We start from the raw sequence: 22275 nt of genomic DNA on the forward strand, positions 1-22275 counted from the left end.
GATCCTAAACTTCGTTCTGAGAATCAGACGCGTTCAGCAGCAATCAAGTCGTCGTAAGTTTCACGACGGCGGATCACTCGACTGTTTGAGCCGTCAACGAGAATCTCCGCTCCCCGTGGACGTGAGTTGTAGTTGCTGCTCATCGTCGTTCCGTATGCTCCGGCACTGAACGTGCAGATCAAGTCGCCCTGTTGAACCGGTGGGAACCAGCGGCCTTTTGCGAGGTAATCTCCGGATTCACAAATCGGCCCGACCACGTCGACAGGTTCGCAACCTGGGATCTCGGCTTCAAAGTCGCTCGGCTTTTCAACAGATGGAGCGACCGGCCAGATTGCATGGAAGGAATCGTACATCGCAGGTCGAACAAGGTCGTTCATCGCTGCGTCCTGAATGACAAACAGCTTGCCACCTTCTCGTTTGGTGTAGATCACCTGGCTGATCAACACACCAGCGTTTCCACAGATGGAACGGCCTGGCTCCAATGCGAGACGGCACTCTGCTTTCTTAATGTATGGCAGAATCACTTCTGCATACTGAGCAGCTGTTGCGGCTTCTGTACCACGATAGTTCAGCCCGAAACCTCCACCAAGGTTGATCCAGTTTGTCTGGTGTCCCTGCTTGCGGAGTTCCAGAACAACGTCGCAGGCCTTTTTAGCGGCCTGCTCGTATGGTTCGGTTGTGTTGATCGGTGACCCGATGTGCAGGTGGATCCCGCGAAGTTCGAGGTACTGATCGGCGAGCACTTTCGCTGCAAGAGCGTTGTGCTTCTCGATGTCCATTCCGAACTTGTTCCCCTTCTTCCCGGTCGTCGTTTTGGCGTGTGTTTTGCCGTCGATATCAGGGTTCAAGCGAAGTGCAATCGGAGCGACGCGTCCCATGCGAGCAGCAACTCGCGAGATGGCGTCCAGTTCCGCTTCGCTCTCGACGTTGAACATCAGGATGTTGTTCGTCAGACCTTCTTCGATTTCTCGATCAGTCTTCCCAACGCCTGCGAACACCACGCGAGTCGTGTCTGCGCCCGCCTCGCGGACGCGATACAATTCACCACCGCTGACAACGTCGAAGCTGCTGCCAGCTTCGTTCAGCAGCTTCAACAGACTCAGATTCGAATTGGCTTTGACTGAATAGCAAATCACAGGATCGGCTTCGGCGAATGCGTCGCGAATTGCGTTGTATTCGTTCAGCAACTTCGCCTGAGAGTAAATCCAAAGCGGAGTGCCGTGTTCTTTGGCCAGGTCCGCAACACGAACGTTCTCACAATACAGTTCACCCTGCCGATATTCGAAGTAACTCATTGGAAACCGAAATTCTCGTGATTTGAAGTAATCCGCCACACCATCGCCGCAGGCGTTTCCAGCTTGACCTGACCGAAAAGCTCTATATCGGCGAAAGTCCAATTGATCCAATTCAACCGGACCTGAAAAGAAAGCAAAGAATGACAAGAATAACACACAGGTGAAGCAACTCCCACTCATCCGCAGGAGAACCCGCTATCTTGTCCGACAAGGAATTGCCCTGACTTCTGAAGACCGGTAATATGCAGGTTCGACAAGGAATAACACATCTCAGATGGATGCCAGCTGGCGATTCCCGAGCTGATTGGAGATGCAACCACCTGTTGCATCTCCATAACCAAGGGAACCTTAGCAAAGCGGACTGGTCACTCCAGTTATTCCACCTGCATCGGTTCACTCACTTCGCAGATCCATTCGTTTCCTTTCAGATCGATTTCGAACCTATTCCTGGTTGATCAAGAAGGGGCTGGTACGTTCACTACCACGATGACTCAATCACTTACGACATGAGAATCCCTTTGCGCACGAAGGAACGCTCCACTTCGAACACGAGACCGGCATCTGACCCTTATCCGTTGGAACGACTTTGTCGGGTGATTTGAAGTCCGTTCGCTTCGCCAATCCATTTGCTTTCAATTCAAGTTCATTTTAGAGGCGTCATTCTTGGCCATACTTCAGGTGATCAACGGGGGCTCAGAAGGAACGCAGTTTCCAGTGGTGGCTGACCGAACGATCGTTGGGCGACACCCAAACTGTCAGGTGGTGCTCGAAAGCGGTGTCGTCAGCCGTCATCACGCGCAGATTCTGGAGAGTCACGGAACGTTCTACGTTGAAGACTTGCGCAGCCGGAACGGAACGTTCGTCAACGAAGTTAAGATTGAAGGCCGAACAGAGCTGAAGGATGGCGATCAAATTCGACTCTGCGACATTGTCCTACGCTTTGGACAGTATCAGCAGTCACATCAGAAGGAACAGCAGGGAAAAGAACCTCGGCTGACACTGGAGCCGATGCAATTGAATCTGCTGCAGGCGTCGGTTCTTGACCACAGTCACATCATTCCGGCCAGAGTCACCGAGCAAGCCGGTCTGGAAGACGCCACCGCGTTTCGCAAGTTCCCAGTCGACGGCAATTATCGCTCGACAATTGATCCGAGCATCAAACTGAAAGCGCTTCTCGAATTCACACGAGCCTTGAGCCGTGACCTGCAGATCGAGTCCGTTCTCCCCAAGATGTTGACCACCCTGTTCAATATCTTTCCTCAGGCAGAGCAGGGCTTTGTTCTGCTGAAGGACACGGAATCAGGCAAGCTGAAAGTGAAAGCGAGTCGCACTCGGGGCGGTCACGAAGCGGAAACCGTCGCTGTCAGCATGACTGTTGTAAGACATGCGCTGCAGACCAGAGAATCGATCCTCAGTCGCAATGTGCTGGATGATTCGCGATTCAAGAAGAGTACCGCACTGTCGCGAATGCGGATCTCTTCAATCATGTGCGTCCCGATGATTAACCCTGAACGAGACGCAGTCGGCGTCATTCAGATTGTCACTCGAGACAACGATTCAGCCTTCAATGAGGAAGACCTAGACCTGCTATCGAGTCTCGCGGCACAGGCATCAATGGCGGTTGAGAATGCTCGCCTGCACGAAGAGCAGGTGTTGCGACGGGAACTCGAACGAGATCTGGAATTTGCGACGCAGGTTCAATTGGGATTCCTGCCAAAATCACGTCCCGTTGTTCCCTCGTATACGTTTGCAGATTACTACGAAGCCGCGTTGAGTGTCGGCGGAGACTATTTCGACTATATTTCTCTGCCCGACGGTCGCGTCGCCATGACAATCGGGGATGTTGCCGGGAAAGGAATGCCCGCCGCATTACTGATGGCCCGATTGTACTCCTCCACACGATTCCAGCTGTTGACCAGAAAAACCGTTGAAGAAGCCGTCTCCGGGTTGAACGAAGAACTGGCTTCAAGTGGTCTGGGGCATCGTTTTATTACATTTTTGCTGATGCTGATTGACCCAAAAGAAAACTCGTTAACGATTGTGAATGCAGGGCATGTTCCCCCGCTGCGTCGTGATAAGAACGGGGTTGTTCACACCCTGTCCACGGAAACGGCAAGCCTCCCACTGGGGATCATGCCTGAGCTGACCTACATGTCAGAGACGGTGCAGATCGAGCCGGGTGATACGATTCTCGCTTATACCGATGGCGTCACTGAAGCAATGACCGGCGATCGTGAGATCTATGGCGGACACCGTTTGACGAACTTCTTCACACACGCAGAAGGACCGATCAGTGATCTGATCAGTATGCTTGTGGAAGATGTTGAAGAATTCACAGGCGAGCAGACTTCGCGGGACGATACCTGCATTATTGGTGTTCACAGGTCGTTGACATGATTCCCTCCGTAGCAGATGTTTTTGCACCGGACGGGTTCATTGCCAGAAGGTTGCCGCAGTACGAAATCCGCTCTGAGCAGGCTGATATGGCTGCCGCTGTGGAAGCTGCAATCGAACAACAGAAGCATCTTGTTGTCGAAGCGGGGACTGGCGTTGGAAAGAGCTTCGCCTATCTGGTCCCGTGCATTCTTGCTGCAGCACGTCGTCAGGAGACGGAAGGCAAGACGCGGCGAATCGTCATCAGCACACACACGATCAGCCTTCAGGAACAGCTGATCTCGCGGGATATCCCATTTCTGAATTCGATTCTCCCGGTTGAATTCTCTGCTGCATTGGTCAAAGGCCGTGGCAATTACCTGAGCTTGCGCAGAATGTATGCAGCGAAGGATCGAGGAGGTTCGCTGTTTGAATCCGAAGAGGAACAGCAATTACGCTCCATCGTCCGCTGGGCAGAAGATTCCTATGACGGAAGTCTCGCAGATCTGAACTTCTCGCCCCTGTCTCATGTCTGGGATGAAGTCCGTAGCGAGCATGGAAACTGTCTCGGAAAAAAATGCCCGACGTATAAAGATTGCTTTTACTATCGTGCTCGTCGCCGAGTCTGGAACACCGACGTCCTGATCGTCAATCACGCCCTCTTTTTCGCGGATCTGGCTTTGCGACGCGAAGGGGCCAGCGTCTTGCCGGATTATGACGTTGCCGTTTTTGACGAAGCCCACACGCTCGAAGATGTCGCGGCTTCGCATCTGGGAATGAGTCTGTCGACAGGGCAGTTCAACTATCAGTTCAACAAGCTCTACAACGATCGGTCCGGCAAAGGGCTGCTCATTCACCACAATCTGGTAGAAGAACAGAAGCTCGTCGCACACCTGCGGATCGTTACGGAAATGCTGTTCGACGAGCTGGATCAATGGCGGGAAACGTCCGGCAGCAAGAATGGACGTGTTCGCCGGGTGCTCGACGTTCAGAATGAAGTCAGCTCCACCATTCATGACCTGGCTTTGCGATTACGGACCTTCGCAGCGGACCTGAATGATGAGGGGCAACAGGTCGAACTGCATTCGAGCGCAGACCGGCTGGATGCAATGGGCACCTCGCTGGTTACCTGGCTCAAGCAGCGACAGGAAGATGCCGTTTACTGGGTCGAAGCGACATCCGGGCGGATGCGAAGCGTGAAGCTCATGTCCTCGCCTGTCGATGTGGGTGCGACCCTGCGTGATGAACTGTTCAATCAGGTCCCCACCGTCATCCTGACCAGTGCGACACTCGCCGTCGGGAAACAGGACTTCTCCTTCTTTCGTCAACGAATTGGATTGTCGAAGGCGAATGAAGTTCAACTGGGATCGCCGTTTGACTATGAGAATCAGGCGACACTGGTCCTTCCCGATCAGATGCCAGACCCGGGAGATCGCCCAGCGGAATATGAACTCGCGGTTGTTAAACGGATTCAGCAACACGTGAACGACACGACTGGCGGCGCGTTTGTGTTGTTCACCAGTTACCGAATGTTGCAGAACTGCGCCCGTCGCTTGAGCAGCTGGTTCGCATCACAAAATCGCCTGCTTCTTTGTCAGGGCGATGGCCTGCAACGCAGTACATTACTGGAGCGTTTTCGTAAGGACGGGGAAGCTGTTCTCTTTGGGACGGAAACCTTCTGGCAGGGAGTCGACGTCCCCGGTGATGCACTCAAAAATGTGATCATCACCAAGCTGCCATTCAGTGTTCCGGACCATCCCTTGCTCGAAGCCAGAGTGGAGCGGATTCGAGAGCAAGGCGGGAACCCGTTTACCGAATATCAAGTCCCGGAGGCCGCCATCAAACTGCGACAGGGATTTGGGAGATTGATTCGAACGGCGACAGATACCGGGCAAGTCGTCATTCTCGACCCGCGTATGAGAACCAAGCCATATGGGCGACTGTTTCTCGAAAGTCTTCCCGTTTGCCGACGCGTCGTCAGTCGACTCGATCCACAATTCCAGTAAAAAAACTCCAGTAAACAAAACAGGAGTGGCTCAATCTGTTGAGCCACTCCTGCGATTGATTTTCTGGCTATTTGCGATGAAGCATCAAGTCAGGTTTGCGATCGACCGAACCGGCCTAGTAGCGGAACCCCATGCGGGCCATGAATCCGTCTTTGACTTCGAACTTGTCACCGTATCTCCGGTACTCATTCTTTCGGTCAAAGATGTAACCTGCTTCCGCGAAGCTGGTCAGCCATCCGGTTTCCCATCGCAGACCGCCGGCAACACGCCAGTCAGCCAACTGGATTTGTGTGTCATCAGCAAATGTCTTTGGTTTCACCTGATACGCTTCGACGTGATATTCTGCTCCAACATATGCCCAGGTTGGCACTCCCATTGGCGTTCCCAGGAACACACTGATTCGTGGTTTCGGGAAGATCAAACGAAATTCCCAGATATCGTTTGGTGTCCAGATCGCTCCGGCGTATGGCAAAATAATGCTGTCGACGCGGTCCCAGTACAGCACCCCTGCGGCCAGTGTCCACTTTGGCCCCAGCTGCCAGAATGCAACGGCGTGTGCATCGAACAGAAACGAATTGCTATCAAGGCTTGATCGGAAATCTGTCGCGATCGAAGGATTGAAGCCCCCTTCAAATGTCCATCCGCCTACGGTCGGACTTCGAATCACCATGTCCAACCCGAAGCGATACGCTCCTCCTGGAAGATCGACGTCCGCCCCTGGCTGCTCCCCGGGACCTTGCCATGAGCGATAGCTGAACTGCGGGCCCATCAGGAATGTCCAGTTATTCCCCAAGGGCTTTGTATGGATCATCTCAGCATCAACACCGAAAACTTCGAATCCCCCATCTGCCGGGGGATAGGCCGTCGCTCGCGGGATGTATGTGAAATCGAGTCGGTGGCTCCATCCATAGCGGACAGGCTGAGGACCGTTAATCCCCCTCATGTAGTACCCATTCGGGACCTGTGACATGTACGGCTGAACGGCCCCGCCAGAAAATGGATCCTGAATCGGAGCAGGGTATCCCCCCTGATTCATAAACGGATCGACACCGTTGTACTGCTGGACCTGCTGCACCGGAACCGAAGCGCCGGTGTTCACAATCTGGCCAGTCCCTCCACCAAAGTAGGGAGAGCCATTGGTGCTATACGAGTAGTCTGGACTCTGCGCCCGAGTGACCCAGGCGGACTCGTCCTGTAATGCCTGATGAAATGGTGACTCATTTTCCAGTCCTGCCGAACCAGGCAACAATGTCGCCAGAAGGAGCATGAAGGGAGTGGTCACAAGGGCACCTTAGAATCGAAAGGAAGCGAAAGACGCAATCATCGGCAAGAACTGCCGGATCGGCGGATTCTTCGGGAAATCGTCAAATGCGTCAAGATCGAGTGAAAGCGTCCACTCGGATACGATTCTCTCCCTCTGGCAATGCAATTCGGCACAGCCATCACGTAGCGCAAGCAATTATCACAAAAGAGGTTACAAAACAACACACACTTAAGTAACGTAGGCGATCTGAGTAAAATCGCCGTAACTGGCGAGCGAACGATTGAAGTTCTCACCACGAAAAAAGATGCAATTTCAGGGAGATCCCTGCTCCGCGGGCATGGATTGGCTCAGGATGGTTTGCTCCTGAGATCAGGGAGCAGACCACCCTTCAGCATGCCAATCCGAGGGAGAAACGCCGAGGAGATCCCGTCGCGGACGTTGGCCCTACGACAGGAATTCAACTGATTCACACACAACCCATTGAGTACACAGACCTCAACTCAAACGGCCTTAGTTGACGGCGCTTGCAGGGGTGGCTCGCAGTCCACAGGCTGTTCGCGCACGTTCCAGGACCAGCTTGGCCTTTTCTCGAGCTTTGATCGCACTGGCCCGTAAGACGTCTTCGACTTCCTCAAGGTGAGTTTCGAGGTAAGCCCGTTTTTCTCGAGCCTCGGCGAAATGCTCCATCGCTTTGTCGTAAAGAGCCTGTTTTGCTTCACCATACCCCATGCCCCCCGCCCGGTATCGGTCGGCCAGCGCGGCCTGTTCTTCAGGGGAAGCGAAGAGTTTGTAGAGGGCATAGACCGAGTCGGTCTCTGGATTCTTTGGATCTTCCATCGGAGTGGAATCCGTTTTGATTGCCATGAACTTCTTCCGAAGTTTCTTGGCCGGTTCGAAGATTTCGATCGTGTTTCCGTAACTCTTAGACATCTTTTCGCCGTCAGTACCTGGGACTTTTGAAGTCTCGGCAATGACGTGTGCCTCAGGAAGAACGAAAACTTCCGTCTGGTAAATGTGATTAAACCGCTGAGCGAGATCGCGCGTCACTTCGAGGTGCTGAATCTGGTCCTGACCAACCGGAACAAGATTGCTGTCATACGCCAGAATGTCCGCAGCCATGAGAACCGGATAGGTAAACAAACCGGCGTCGGCAGCGATCCCTTTGGCCAGCTTGTCTTTATAGGCGTGACACTTTTCCAGCAGACTCATCTGGGTGACGGTCATCAGCAGCCACGTCAGTTCCGTCACTTCCGGGACATCCGACTGACGAAACAGCGTCGCTTTTTCAGGGTCGAGCCCCAATGCCAACAGATCGAGTGCAGCGTTCAGAGTATAATCCTGCAGATCCGCAGGATTTCGAACGGTCGTCAACGCGTGCAAATCGGCAATAAAATAGAAGGCTTGCTCATTGTTCTGCAGCGCGATGTACTGACGGATTGCTCCGAAGTAGTTTCCGAGATGGAATCGGCCAGTTGGTTGAATTCCGGAGAGCACTCGCATGAAACATCATCTTTCGATCGGATTCAGCCTCGAGACCGGCGTCTGGACCGGACGCCATGTTCACCGAGACTGCGACTTGAACACTGCCATTTCGTACACAGTGTAATCTTCCTGCTCGACTCTGCAGCCGATCGGGAGGATTAAACGGGAAAACAGAGAGAGAGCCTTGATCCGCAATGGTTTAACTGATCAACCATGCTGCATTCGTTGACGAGGCGTCACTGTTCTCAATAAGCTGGAAGGGTATGTAATTAACGGATTTATCCGCGTGACTCTCAATAATCGAGAGTCAAACAAGAATGAGGCGACACGGACCGGCATTTTGCTGAAAAGTGGTGAATCATACAGGATCAATCCCTCTGCATTGCATAACAGGATTCGAGTTCAAGAGGATTCACACCTCGCACTCCGGCACCTGCGATCCCGTTCAAATGCAACAGGATCGAAGTCGGAGTCGACACTGAAGCCGCTCAATTTCCTGCCATTTATTGATATTTTTCATTCCAAAGCGGAATCCGCTCCATGATATCACGCTGGTGCTTACCACAAATTCGAGCCTGCAAAACGATTCGTCGCCTGCAGGTGATGTTGACAATTGCCGTGGGGATCATGATCTCGCAGACGGCCATTGCCGACGACGCCAAGTTTGAACTCAAAGAAGGAGACCGGGTGCTCTTTCTGGGTTCGGAGTTAGTCGAGCAGGACATCAAACACAATCTGCTGGAAGCCGCCCTTTCCGCACATTGGGCCAATCGGACGATTTCATTCCGCAACATGGGTTGGGCCGGCGATGACCCAACCGGGATTGCTCGCGGGTACTTTGGGGGAGCAACCGAGGGTCATAAACGCCTGCTGGAAGAAGTCGATCGCCTAAAGCCGACGATCATCTTCGTGGCGTATGGAGAAAATGGAGCCGCTGAAGGGGCCGCAGGTCTCCCACGTTTCATGGAGACCTATACAAAACTCATCAACGACCTGAAGACACGCACCGCCCGAATCGTCATTGTTTCTCCGCCACCTGCAGAACGACTTCCATCGCCGCTTCCAAACCCGGATCAACTCAATGAGAATCGCAAAGCCGTCGCTCAGAAGCTGAAGGAATTCGCAGACGCAGGCGGGTACCTGTATCTCGACCTGTTCGATCCAATCAAAGCCGTTTTTGATGCGGATCACGAAGCGTTGACCTTCGATACAATTCGTTTCAATGCCGCAGGATATGCACTCATTGCTGAAACTGTCCTGAAGCAACTCAATGTTCCAGCAGACGCCGTGAAAAAGCCGGATCCGACACTGGTCGATCTGATTCGCAAAAAGAACGACCTGTATTTTCACCGCTACCGCCCGCAGAACGAAACTTATCTGCGTGGTTTCCGGCAACACGAACAAGGACAGAACGCGAAAGAGATTTCGGAATTCGATCCTTTAATTCAACGAACTGAAGAACAGATTGCTGCATTCCTGCAAGGAAAACCTGCTCCGCCATCAATCGTTTTGCCAGAGCCGGCACCGCTCGCATTCCAGCCGCTGAGCCCTGAAGATCAGAAGGCCACATTCAAGATGGCCGATGGTCTGCAGATCGAGGTCTTCGCAGCAGAGCCGCTCGTCGCGAACCCGATTCACATGAACTTCGATAGTCGTGGACGATTATGGGTGGCCAGCAGCCCGATTTATCCACAGCTGCGACCGGGTGCGGCACCCAGCGATTACATTGCCATTCTGGAAGATACCAATGGAGATGGAGTTGCCGACAAGAAGACGATTTTTGCCGACGGTCTTTTGATTCCGACCGCGGTTCTCCCTGACGAAAAGGGGGGGGCATTCATCGCGAACTCAACCGAATTGATCCACGTCGCAGACACCGATGGAGATGGAATCGGCGATGAGAGACGGGTCCTCCTCTCCGGATTTGGAACCGAAGATACCCATCACATCCTGCACACCTTCCGCTGGAGTCCGGACTCCTTACTCTGCTTCAACCAGTCCATCTACATCCACAGTCAACTGGAAACTCCCTACGGTGTCGAACAGATGCTCGGCTCAGGAATCTGGCGTTATCGTCAGGGCACTGCGCGAGCGAACACCGTGATGTTTGGACTGGTCAACCCATGGGGCCATATCTACGACGACTGGGGTCAGAACTTTGCTACCGATGGTGCTGGCGGAGAAGGGATCAACTATGTCTTCCCAGGTTCTGCATTTGTCAGCGCCGTTGGATACGACCGCATCCTGCACGGCATGAATCCCGGGCAGCCAAAACACTGCGGTTTGGAAATCGTGACAGGTACACATTTCCCTGCCGACTGGCAGAATTCTCTGATCGCTGCTGACTTCCGCGGAAACCGGATCAATCGATTCAAGCTCGCTCCACACGGATCGGGATATGTCTCAAACCAGCACGAAGACCTTCTGACTTCCAGCGACCGAGCATTTCGGCCTGTCGACCTGAAGATGGGACCAGATGGGGCTATCTATATCGCCGACTGGCACGATTCGATCATCAATCACGGGGAAGTCGACTTCCGCGATCCACGTCGAGACGATCGCCACGGTCGTATCTGGAAAGTGACCGTGAAAGGTCAAAAAGCAACGACTCCGCCAAACTTCGAAAAGGCATCGATTCCCGAGTTGCTGGCAATGCTGACTCTGCCAGAGCAATGGACACGCCAGATGGCCCGCGTGCATCTGACGAATCGAAATCACGAAGAAGTCGCAACTGCGACGAAAGAATGGGTCGCCAAACTGGATCCGAAAGATCCACGTTTTGAGCAATTACGACTCGAAGCACTCTGGGTCAGTCAGGGGATTAATCAAATCCCCGCTGAATTACTCACTGCGATTTTGAAGTCGCCTGACCATCGTGCCCGAGCCGCCGGCGTGCGTGCATTATCACAATCATCTCACGAAAAATTCGGGCTGGCTGCAGAGTATCCGGTTCTGGAATCACTGACAGCGGCCATTGCTGATCCTCATCCTCAGGTTCGACTCGAAGCAGTCAATGCACTGCGAGATATTGGAACCGCTCAAGCTGCCGAGATCGCCACTCGGGCACTCGATCAGGAGATCGACACGAACATTGATTACGCATTGTATCTGACAATGCGAAAGACACAGTCAGAATGGTTACCACGACTGGAGAATGGTCAGGCTGAGTTCGCTGGCAATCTCAACAAGACGCTCTTCGTATTAAAGGCAATTGACAATGCCGCAGCGTTGAAGCCACTCATGGCCTTGCTGACCTCAGGGCAGATCCCGGCCGATCGCCTGAATGATGTTCTCGTGACAATCGGAAAGTTTGCTGGAAAGGTTGAAGTCAAGATTCTGTTTGATCGAGCCATCTCCAATCAGGAAGAACGAGAAGCTCAACTGAATGCACTCGTGACTGCGGCTCAACGTCGACAAGTCACCCCTGAAGGCGATTTATCTGCTCTTGAGAAGTTGATGGACACACCTCAAGGTTTGCGTCTGATCGGACTCTGGAAGCAGAAGCAGTTCAAACCAAAACTGATTGAGATCGTTCGCGATGACAAACAGTCAACACCCGTCCGTCACGGAGCCGTCGACGCACTGCGCTGGCTCGAAGAAAAGGACGTTCTTGACCAGTTTGCAGCAGATAAAACCCTCGCTCTCCCGTTCCGTAGACTCGCGGTCATCAACCTGATTCCATTGTCGGAAACACAGGCAGCGACTCGCGCAGTTGAAATTTTCACTGTTGCCACTGAGCAGCAAAACGCCGAGATGGGCTACATCCTCGATGCGTTCTTAAGTGCGAAGAACGGCCCGGAACGACTGGCGATCGCTCTCCTCGACAAGAAGGTCCCTCCACATCTGGCGACGCTGGCAATTCGCAAAGGAGACTCCACGGGAACTCGTGCCATTCCCCTTGTAAATTCCATGAGGAAAGCTGGGGGTCTGGCAATGGTTTCAAAGACCCTGACCCCTGAAGAACTGAACGCCCTGCAAGAGTCCGTGACCAAGAACGGTGATCCGGTTCGTGGGCAGGAAATCTATCGCAGAAAAGACCTCGCCTGTGTGACATGCCACTCGATCGGCGGGGCAGGCGGACTGGTTGGACCGGATATGCTTTCGCTGGGTGCAAGTTCCCCATTGGACTACATCATCCAGTCACTGCTGGAACCTTCCGCGAAAATCAAAGAAGGGTATCACACCGTTTCCATCGCGACTGTGGAAGGAAAAGTGATCAACGGAGTCATCGTCCGCGAAGGAACAGATGATCTCGTCATACGTGATGCTCAGAATAAGGAAGTCGCAATTCCGAAGGGAGATATTGATGAGCGTGCCAACAGCCCGACATCGATGATGCCTGCGGATCTCACTTCAAAACTTCCACGAGACGAATTCGTCGATCTGGTTGCGTATCTGAGTTCCCTGGGGAAGGACGGCCCATACAAAGTCCCGCAAAACCGATTCGTCCGACGCTGGTTGAAGAAGGATGGCACAGAACTGACGAGTCGCGTCGATGGGACCATCAAAGTTGACGAGGTTCCAGAACGAACAATCTCGTTTACTATCAACGTCACAACGGCTGGCAAGATCGGGCTCAAACCAAATCACCGTCTGGCGTTGTATCTTGTGCATGGTGACGGAAATCAGGACCTGCTTTCAGAAGAGGCCGTGACGGTCCTCGATCTTCCTGCCGGATTACACACATTCCATCTGAGCATGTTCAAACATCGCCGTGATCCGGTTTCGATCGAAATCGTCGATGTCGACGGATCAACGGGGCGAGCAGAACCTGTGAACCGGTAACCGGGATCGCTTCAGGTTTCTGAACATCCTGAAATTTGATATCTTTCATTGAACGTGGTCCACCGATCGTCGATCTGACGCTGACGTGTGACCACGTTCTTGAGTTGCCAGATCATTGTTTCCACAGGGGACTCGCAGCATTTCAACGGGATACACATCCCGCCCCTGCAGTGAATCTGGCATCAGCCCCCCGGGAGACACGTTCGTGGCGGATGAAAACAAATGGGCAGGTGAGTGCTATCGTCGCGGAAACGATGCGATGCAAAAACAGAACTGGGATCTCGCAGTTGAGATGTTCAGTTCCTGCGTAAAACTCGTCCCTGGCAACCTTCTCTATCGCCAGTTTCTCCGCAACAGCACGAAGAAGAAATACAACGACAACGGGAAGGGTGCTGGAACGTTTGGCAAAACAAAGTTGATGGGGATTCGAAGCCGCATCAAGAAAGCCAAGCAGGCCGAGCAGTGGGAAGAGGCTTCAAAAGCAGCGGAAGAAGGTCTCTATCTGAATCCATGGGACACGCAGCTCAACGTCGAACTGGCCGAGGCTTCAACAGCTTTGGAGCGTGGAGAAATCGCCAAGTTCGCGTATATGGAAGCGATTCGATCTGACCAGAAAAATCGACAATTGTACGTCGCCCTTGCAACTCTGCTGCATTCTCGGGGAGAGTACGATGAAGCGATTAAAACCTGGGAGGTGGTTTCTCGACTGGACCCATCCGACCTGACAGCAATGCGGAAAATCACCGAACTGCAGACCGAGAAAACGACACATCGCGGTGGATACGAAGACGCCGAGAAGACACGCGATGTCATGGCGAACAAGAATGCTCTCGCGGCAAAGACCAGTGGGAACGCCGCACCGGGCGAATCAGCTGAAGCCGATCTCAAGCACGCAATCCGTAAAGAGCCGGAACGTGTTGAGCATTACATGAAGATGGGAACGTACCTGAAACAGAATAAACGGTTGCAGGAAGCGTATGACATTCTCGAAAAGGGTGTCGAGGTTTCCAAGAATGACCCTGCTGTCATCGAGCAACTTCAGGACGTCGAACTGCTGCTCCTGAAGGCTGAACTCGACGCTGCCAAGGAGAAGGCCAACAGCACTGGCGACGCCGAAGACCGCAAAGCTGCCGCTACAAAATCAGTCGCCCTGCGAGATCGTCGTATCGAAGTCCTTACGACCAGAGTGGAACGCTATCCGTCCAACCTGATTCTGAAGTACGAACTCGCAGAACTGTTGATGCAGTTACAGAAGTGGACCGTCGCGATTCCGCTGCTGCAGAAATCCAGCCAGGACCCGCGACTGAAAGCCAAGTCATTCGTCGCGCTGGGCAAGTGCTTTGTTTACGACAAAAAGCTCCCTTTGGCGCGCGGTCAGTTCGAACGGGCGATTCCAGATCTCAATTCAGAATCGGATCCAGACACCTTCAAAGAATGTCATTATCTGCTTGCGAGAGTCTGTGAAGAGTTGAAAGATTTCGTCACTGCTGAAAAGCATTACGGCGAAGTTCTGGTCATTGACTACGAATACAAGGACAGCAAAGATCGTCTGGAGAAGCTCCAGGCAGGGGGATAGTCTGATCGTCCTGCCCGTTCTGCGTGGCGGTACTTCGGTCTCTCCCTGTTGAACACCTGAGAGATTGTCCGAGGATCGAGCCAACGAAACGGGCACTTCGGGCTATTCTCAACATCGATATCGAGACAGTACACGGCGGCTTCCAGCCTATTGGATGCCGCCGTTTCCGTTTGCCGAACGTTTCGAACGTCAATCTATCACAGGGGTTCTATCATCGCAGACGATCCGAAGCGATCGAAGGACGCGTACCAGAAACGCCAGACAATTTCGTAAATTGCATTCATTCTGCGTGTAGAATCAGGATGCTGGTGCGTTTCTTTATTGTGTGCGATCGGGCTCTCGCACTCTGAGATCGTCTGCAGTTCAAACCGGAATCGGGCCGGACAGGTTGAGGAGAGATTTATGTATCGGCAGCTCACTCCGCTTCTGATCGGCTGTGCTTTTTTCGTGCTGACTCCTGCAGCACATGCTCAATTCAATAATGGCAACAATTCCAATAATGGGAACAATGCGGCAGGCGTCATTGTGAACGCTCAAGGCGTCGTGTCATTACGCGAGGAACGCCCGCTCTCCGCTGCCAACCTGAAGAAACTGGTCGACCGATATGCTGCTGACCATCTCTCCAGAGCGATAACCGAGCCGACTGAAGAACGGGTTGTCAGTCTCAATGCCTTATCAGCAGCGATTCGAACCCACCTTGATCAACAGAAGCCGTTGCCTGTTGAAGTGATGTATCTCGCAGGGCTGCAACGTCTGGATACGATCGTCTTCGACACTGAACGCAAAGACATTTACCTCGCAGGTCCTGCTGATGCATTTGCACCTGACGGGACAGGCAGAATGATCGGGCGGACTAGTGGTCGTCCGGTGATGCGACTCGATGATCTGATTACCGCATTGCGATGCGAAGGATTGTCAGAAGGCTCCATCGGGTGTTCGATCGACCCTCAGAATGAGAATCTCGCCCGACTGCAGGAGTACCTGCGAACCAGTTCTGGCCCGAGCCGTTCGGCACAAGTACAACAACGATTTCATACGATGGCAACGATTCTGGGACCTCAGGCAATCTCAGTCTGGGGAGTGCCTCCGGATTCGCATTTCGCAGCCGGGCTGGTTGAGGCTGATCTCCGGATGAAGGCGATCGCGTTGGGGATCAATTCTGCTGGTGTCCCCGGCATTCGCAGTCACCTTTCACTGTTACGTCCTCAAGGGAACAGTCTGCAGCGCTGGTGGTTCGTTCCCATGTACGACCCGTTGGAAACAAATCAGGAGCAGACGCTATTCCGCCTGTCTGGTCAACGCGCGAAGGTGCTTGCTCAAGAAGAATTCTCGGACATCAAAGGGCAGCGGACGAATGCTGCGATCACACGTCAGAGTACCGAGAAGTTTGCGATGCTCTTCACAGAGCACTTTCAGGACCTTGCCAATAAGTCACCGACATTCGGCGAACTTCAAAATCTTTATGATGCCGCAGTTTGTGCGACGCTGCTCGTTCAGAATGCCCCACGCCTGGGAATGGAGGATCAGTTAGAAACACTCCGAAAAGACGAGCGCCTCCAACTCTCCACATATCCAGTCCCGCGAATCATGCCATCCGTCTCAACATTTCGGACAGCAGGCGCTGGAACCGTACTGGGACTCGTCGGCGGAGTGACAATGGACCTGAACTCTGTTGTTCGATCAACAAAAACCAGCAACACTCCCGACGTCCAGCACTTCCGTGGGCACGCAGAGCAATCCAACTTGTTTAGCGACAAGAACCCAAAATAGATTTCTGAAACCGTCACGTGAATTCATCACGCTGACCGACCGGGACACGGTCCGAAAGATTTCAGGTTGGCAGAGAAGAGTGCATCCGCGGTCCTACGTCGCCGTTGGAGCCACTGGATCTTGAGCAACTCCCAGCCGATTTTGTTCGGTGCGTGACTCAGGAGTGGGGTCTTTGCTCCACAAACCCACCCAGGTTTCCCACGTGTATGCAGGGTGCAGACGCAGGTCTCCTGGCCCGTTGAACAGGTCGACTCGAGATCGCTGCAGCAATCCGGAGAGTGCTGCATAAATGTGATGCTGTACTTCCGTTGGCAATGGATCGACTAATGGAGCAGGGTCCATACTCGCGAGCAATTTATTGTCGTGATATTCCCACGTCAGACGAGCCATCTGCTCAGGAGCGTCGCGATTGCAGATCTCGACATCGATTCGATTGGTTGCCGCTCGAACGGAACTGATTTCCCAGTGCACAGGGGTGAATTCGTGTGCCTCTTCAAACAGATGCAGGAGTTCGCGTTCAACGAAGTGCCGTACAGATTCCTCTGCGTGAATCACGGCTCCCCATTTTCTCAATACCCAACTGTGGTCAACATGGCTGACCTTACTGGATTCCCGGCGCAATGCTGAAAACGCTTTGGGAAGAGTTCCTGAATGGAACCCCGGCCTCAGCAATTGCAGCATCGATTCCCCGTGATCTCCGACGATGGCACGTTCCAGACGTGGCCTGCGGTTTGCAGCGTAGAGGCGCCAGTTTTCTTTCAATTCCCAGACAAGGAAGCCGAAGACACCGGGAATGAGCCAGATACAAGTCCAGACAATTGTGTTTGCCTGAGCAACACCAAGATATGGCGTCAGTTCCCGGACAAGGATCGGGCCAGTCGGGAGAATGACCTTGTGAGAGACGGTCACAACCGGGAAGTGCTTGATCGGGTTGATCTGGGGTTCAACCAGAAGTGTGAAGACAAACACAACAATGTATGAAACCAGAAACCAGACGACACCCGCTGCCAGCTTGATGGCATGCGAGATCGGATTATCGCCGGCACGGAATCTCAAAAACTCATCGACCATATAGACGAAGCGTTCCAGATTCACCATCAGACTGTCGAACAGATCCGCAATCGCCTGAATCACGGCGGAGAAGATATTGTTCTTCAGTTCATTCCATGCCCTCATCAGGAAATCGCTGGAGAGCTCAGAGACATACCGCCCGATGGGCGACGTCAGGAAAAGAGCAGTTCCCAGATAGAGCTCAAGGATCAGTCGGCCACTCCAGCGATACCCCATAAAATAGGCCGGAAGCCACATCAGAAAAAGACAGACTGCCGGATCGAGGAGATAGTCCCGAAAGATGCGGAACCCGCGGCTCTTCAGGATCTGCTGGAAGTATTCTGAATGCAGCACTTTCGATGGAAACTCAATGAAAATGCTGTGAATTGCCTGCCATAATCGACTGAGGACCATCCGGTTCCATTGGCGGAACGCCGGTTTCTGAATGAGCAGAGAGATCCACGTCCCCAGGATCAAAACTCCGGCGATTAACTGGAAGCTGGGACCAACCGACGCCGCCGCTGCTTCTGCATGGGCGTGAGCAGTCAGGTGTGCCGGATCAATCGATGCAAGTTCTGAGACGTCGGGAAGCACCGGCGCGATCTCCGCGATGACCTCGCCTGAAGCATCTCCCCCTTCATCCAAAAGAATCGCTTCCGGGATCGATTGCTCAGTACCGGAGCCCGCAGCAGTGGAAGACGACTGCAGGCCGGCATCATGTGCTCCATGCCCATCAGTGAACGATGCAATGACGTGTTCGAAGAACACGATTGCAAGATAGGCACCGCCAAACGGAATAAACAAATGTTGCGTCAGGAATCGTCCTGAAGGTGTCCCAAAAAAGAGCGAACTGAGTGTTTGTGGCCAGCGCTGGTAAATCGCGCCTGGGCGATAGACCCCATCTAACACTGCATCAAACTTGCGGTCGGCCCGTAAGAGACCATCACCGAAAATGACTTCCCGGAATCGTGTCACATCCGGGAGTTTCAGTTGGTTTCGCGAAAGTGTGTCTCGAAGATCAGAGATGCTGAAGTAACTTTTCTCGACCACACGATCGAGAAGTTCTTCCACAATTTTACGTCGCGCAACCTGCTCCGGGATATTCTCAGGAACAAGCCCGACAGAATCAAAGACATCGGTAATGATGTTTCGAATACGGTTTCGCGAACGATGCTCCACACGCGGTGACGCGCTGTTCAACAGATTGAGCAATCGTGAGCGTTCAACCGCATCGATACGTGCGACCGAAATTCGACGACGAATCGTTTTCAAGTGACGCAGCGTCAGAGCGTCCTGCATCAACGGCAGTGGACGACGGATCGGATGCCGCCCGAAAGTTCGAATCCAGTCGATCAGGTCCAGTTTAAAGACACCACGTTCCTGTTCGAGACAGACTTTCTGTAGATCGTAAAGCAGACGTGCCTCGTTGGACCAGTACCCTTGGGAAGCAGGTTCCAGCAACGGCTTGAGTGCTTCAGTCCATTGCTGAACTTCCTCCAGTGGCAACTCCAGAACCGCCTGTAATCGCTGAGCAAGATGGCCCAATTCGGCGAGCGCATCTTCATATGAAGACTCAACATGCTCGGCGGGCGCTCTTCGCGACAGCTTCATGTGCGAGAGCGTGGCTTTCACACTGTTTCCCGCAGCGGCAGCACGTTCCGCTTTTGCTTGCAGGATTCGCAGTTGTGCCAGCGTCAATGTACTCTTGGAGCGGCCGTCTGAATGCAGAGTGTGAACGACAACTTCTTGCGTTGCTTCCTGATCCGCAATAAACAATTTCGTCAACGGGCGAAGTTGCTCAAATCGAGAGAAGTGATCGAAGTCCTGTTGAATGATTTCGTCAACGATGTCCCAGTCACGCAGGGCAGGGAAGTGCAGGCGCACTTCATGAGGGGCGAAATACCTGAGTTCAAGATATGTGGCAACGAACTCGATGTAGACGTCCAGATCCGTCGGAGATGGAAACAGGTAGTCATCCTTTAACAGGATGTCTCGAATTTCCGAGAACTCAATATCGCCGAGTTGTTGCTTGCGCAGCTGAGCGACTTCCTCGTCGAGCTGTCTGCGAACAACAAGGTTCTCAAGCTCGATATGGATCGTCTCGTGGAATGTCCGCCGGTGATAACTCGCTCCAAGACGGGCAAGTTCTTTCTCAGTGCGGCTTTCTTCTTCCGGTCGGGGAAGAAGAATCACCAGTCGAGGCAGATCGCTGTTGGGAGCGACATCGAGTTCGCTCAACTCAACAAACATCAACAGCCTGTCGCGCTCGATCGTGTAGCTGAACTCATGTGGAACCAGAAGGCTTAACCCCTGAAGATTCCGATCCATGCGAATAACACGACGCAGAATTCGCGGTTCCACCAGATAGACTGCTGGTTCCACGGATTGAAGAATCTGCTGCAGTTGTTGAACCGTTTCCAAGCGAACCTGCCCTCACAGTGATTTCGACTGTATCACGTCGGCAATGGCCGATAGAATTGCGAAACATAAACCGCAACCGGAGAGATCTCCAGACCGGAAAATATACCACATCGTTTGAAGTTTCGGGTTTCTCTAGCGATCAGCAAGTCCAGATTTTTCAACAGAACCCAAGTTCTGAAAATCGACTTCTGAAATGACCTGCGTCCAGCATTGAATGGAACCTGAAAATCCATCAAAACAGTCGATGACCGAACTGACTCTGCAAATTGTCCTTCAATTCGAAAGCCGCTTGCGCATTTCGTGCTTGTTGATATTTCAAAATGATCGCATTGGGAATCGAGACATCTGGACGTGCCGGCTCAGTGGCGCTGCTGATCGATGGCCTTCCGGCTGGCGAAATTGATCTGACCGCATCAGGGCGTCGGCATGCACGAACTCTCGTCCCTGAAATCGCGGATTTACTGAAATCACGAGAACTCAAACCCTCCGATATTCAGTTACTCGCGGTCAGCATTGGCCCTGGCAGTTTTACAGGGTTACGAGTCGGAGTCGCGTGCGCAAAAACTTACGCCTATGCAATGGGATGCCCGTTAATTGGTGTCGATACTTTTCTGGCGGTCGCCACTGCTCAACCGGAATGCGACCGTGTCTGGGTGATCGATAATGCGCTGCGTGGCGATGTTTTCGCTGGGGAATATCAAGCCATCAACGGAATCTGGACATGTGTGACCCCCGCAGCTTTGATTCCTCTTTCGACATGGCGAGAACAGCTTCGCACTGACCACCTGGTAACAGGTCCCGGCCTGTCGACTTTACGACGCGAGCTGGAAGGTCTCAATCTGGGGAATGAGGCGTTTCGCGAGCCACACGCCAGAGATATTGTTCAAGTCGGGGCTCAACTGCATGCCGAAGGTCACAGTTCTGATCCTTGGGCTTTGGTGCCATTCTACATGCGCCGCAGTGCTGCCGAGGAAAAAGCAGACGAAGCGAGCGCAACCGCTTCCTAATGGATGTGTGCTCCAGTTATTGGTCACATCGCTCAACTTCTCCGGACACTGACGCGACAATTTCGCTTCGTCACATGGCCGGGGTGTTCAAGATGAACCTCGAAAGACAGGGACGTCTTCCCTGACCAGTCAGGTGTCGTTTGAGCGAGAGATCCGCTGGGGCACTTCTGGTTGAATGTGCCTGAAACGCCTGTTCAACCGTGTCTCCATCCAAACGATATCGAAGTCCGCTTCATCCATCGCCCGACTGCATGCGCTGTCCGTGATCGTCGATGAAGAACCAAGCTTCGAATCACTCCACGAAACGGATCTGATTGTGGTTCACGCTGCGCGATTCTCATGGGAACGATCGTTCACCACCCCACGCGAAATCACACATTTCAATTGGAACGACGTCGATGACGTTCAGGATCTCACTCCGATTCCGCGTCCTCGTTCCGTGCGGAACCCCAAAAGCCTGACCAATTCAACTCAGAAATTGCGTCAGCATATTCCCAACTGATTGGGCTTCCTGAAATTGCCTGCTCATTCAACTCGATCATGCGTCTCCCTCTGGTTGTTCACCAGAGGGATTTTTGCATTCGTGATCCGACTCCGTCTCTGAAGAAACTTAACGCGACTCAAGCTCACTGGACTCAGGAAAGACCACTTCAAGGCTGGGAAATTTCCTCTTCATAAATTTCAGTGCCAGCCATGTATGGCAATGCTCGACTCTCGGATTCTTGTGCGTGGGGCAATTACATCCCAGATAGACGTCTTGAGCGATTGCCAGATCTGCGAGCTTCCTGAACTCTGCCTTGTCCTCTTGATATCGCTCCTCCAGCAGATTGACGTAGGCGTCGTGAAACTGCTTCCAGCCTGCGTCTGAGGTGTCCTCAAGAAACGTCTCAACGATCTCTTCTGTTGGGCGAAGAAGATGCTTTGTTCTCCAACGGGTGTCCTGGCGAATTCCTTCTGGAAGTGGCCCCGCATTTTCCGGACGTCGACGGTACATCGTATATCGGGAAAGCATTCTGGCCTCGAATCTCTCGTTCCACAGGTGATGGCAGTCTCTTAAACCGGAATCACCTGTTCTGCGATCTGTACTGTGATCTTTACTACGGTTCGGATGACACCACTTGATTCTACCCAGCTTATAAAACTTTGCAGGCATTTCTGAAAATCAAAACATTCTTCCTAAGAAATTGAACAGCTCCGCGAATACCCCAATAAGAGAGTCGTTGTTCCCCACTGAGAGTTGGTCTCA

The 22275-nt window shown here is 52.9% G+C and carries 11 protein-coding genes; 6 read left to right on the forward strand and 5 right to left on the reverse strand.

Annotated features, from left to right (window positions below; all coding sequences use genetic code 11):
- Positions 1-23: 23 nt before the first annotated feature.
- Positions 24-1295 (reverse strand): diaminopimelate decarboxylase, encoded by a 1272-nt coding sequence (gene lysA / locus SH527x_RS09960; protein WP_437194508.1) that lies wholly within the window; start codon positions 1293-1295, stop codon positions 24-26.
- Positions 1296-1958: 663 nt separating this feature from the next.
- On the opposite strand from lysA, the gene SH527x_RS09965 reads away from it, so the two are divergent.
- A complete protein-coding gene (locus SH527x_RS09965; protein WP_437194509.1) occupies positions 1959-3692 on the forward strand; it encodes a SpoIIE family protein phosphatase in 1734 nt (577 codons plus the stop codon).
- On the forward strand, positions 3689-5674 hold the full coding sequence (locus SH527x_RS09970; RefSeq protein ID WP_437194510.1) for an ATP-dependent DNA helicase: 1986 nt from the start codon (positions 3689-3691) through the stop codon (positions 5672-5674). Before SH527x_RS09965 ends, SH527x_RS09970 begins: the two co-directional genes overlap by 4 nt.
- 115 nt (positions 5675-5789) lie before the next feature.
- Here SH527x_RS09970 and SH527x_RS09975 read toward each other — a convergent pair whose 3' ends face one another.
- Together SH527x_RS09975 and trpS are read right to left on the reverse strand one after the other, a co-directional pair.
- Positions 5790-6956, reverse strand: a complete 1167-nt coding sequence (locus tag SH527x_RS09975; RefSeq protein WP_437194511.1) for a hypothetical protein — start codon at positions 6954-6956, stop codon at positions 5790-5792.
- A gap of 492 nt (positions 6957-7448) precedes the next feature.
- Positions 7449-8438, reverse strand: a complete 990-nt coding sequence (gene trpS, locus SH527x_RS09980) for a tryptophan--tRNA ligase (RefSeq protein ID WP_437194512.1) — start codon at positions 8436-8438, stop codon at positions 7449-7451.
- A gap of 522 nt (positions 8439-8960) precedes the next feature.
- Between trpS and SH527x_RS09985 the strand changes: the two genes are divergently transcribed.
- The 3 genes from SH527x_RS09985 to SH527x_RS09995 all read left to right on the forward strand — a co-directional run bounded on the left by SH527x_RS09985 (position 8961) and on the right by SH527x_RS09995 (position 16551).
- Complete coding sequence (locus tag SH527x_RS09985; protein WP_437194513.1) at positions 8961-13205, forward strand: PVC-type heme-binding CxxCH protein; 4245 nt, start codon at positions 8961-8963, stop codon at positions 13203-13205.
- A 205-nt stretch (positions 13206-13410) separates the two neighbouring features.
- The gene (locus SH527x_RS09990) at positions 13411-14781 is read left to right on the forward strand and encodes a tetratricopeptide repeat protein (protein WP_437194514.1); all 1371 of its coding nucleotides are present in this window, start codon (positions 13411-13413) and stop codon (positions 14779-14781) included.
- A 402-nt stretch (positions 14782-15183) separates the two neighbouring features.
- Positions 15184-16551: a DUF1598 domain-containing protein gene (locus tag SH527x_RS09995; RefSeq protein WP_437194515.1), complete on the forward strand. Its 1368-nt coding sequence runs from the start codon at positions 15184-15186 to the stop codon at positions 16549-16551.
- 93 nt (positions 16552-16644) lie between these two features.
- On the opposite strand, the gene SH527x_RS10000 is transcribed toward SH527x_RS09995, so the two are convergent.
- A complete protein-coding gene (locus SH527x_RS10000) occupies positions 16645-20022 on the reverse strand; it encodes a hypothetical protein (RefSeq protein WP_437194516.1) in 3378 nt (1125 codons plus the stop codon).
- A gap of 320 nt (positions 20023-20342) precedes the next feature.
- Here SH527x_RS10000 and tsaB point away from each other — a divergent pair, with 320 nt between their 5' ends.
- Positions 20343-21029 carry a tRNA (adenosine(37)-N6)-threonylcarbamoyltransferase complex dimerization subunit type 1 TsaB gene (tsaB, locus tag SH527x_RS10005; protein ID WP_437194517.1) on the forward strand — a complete coding sequence of 229 codons (687 nt, stop codon included), beginning with the start codon at positions 20343-20345 and terminating at the stop codon, positions 21027-21029.
- Between the two features lie 610 nt (positions 21030-21639).
- Here the strand turns inward: tsaB and SH527x_RS10010 are convergent.
- Positions 21640-22041, reverse strand: a complete 402-nt coding sequence (locus SH527x_RS10010; RefSeq protein WP_437194518.1) for a DUF488 family protein, N3 subclade — start codon at positions 22039-22041, stop codon at positions 21640-21642.
- Positions 22042-22275 lie beyond the last annotated feature (234 nt).

Origin of the sequence: Planctomicrobium limosum (assembly GCF_051465645.1) — a bacterium.
Classification (GTDB): domain Bacteria; phylum Planctomycetota; class Planctomycetia; order Planctomycetales; family Planctomycetaceae; genus Planctomicrobium.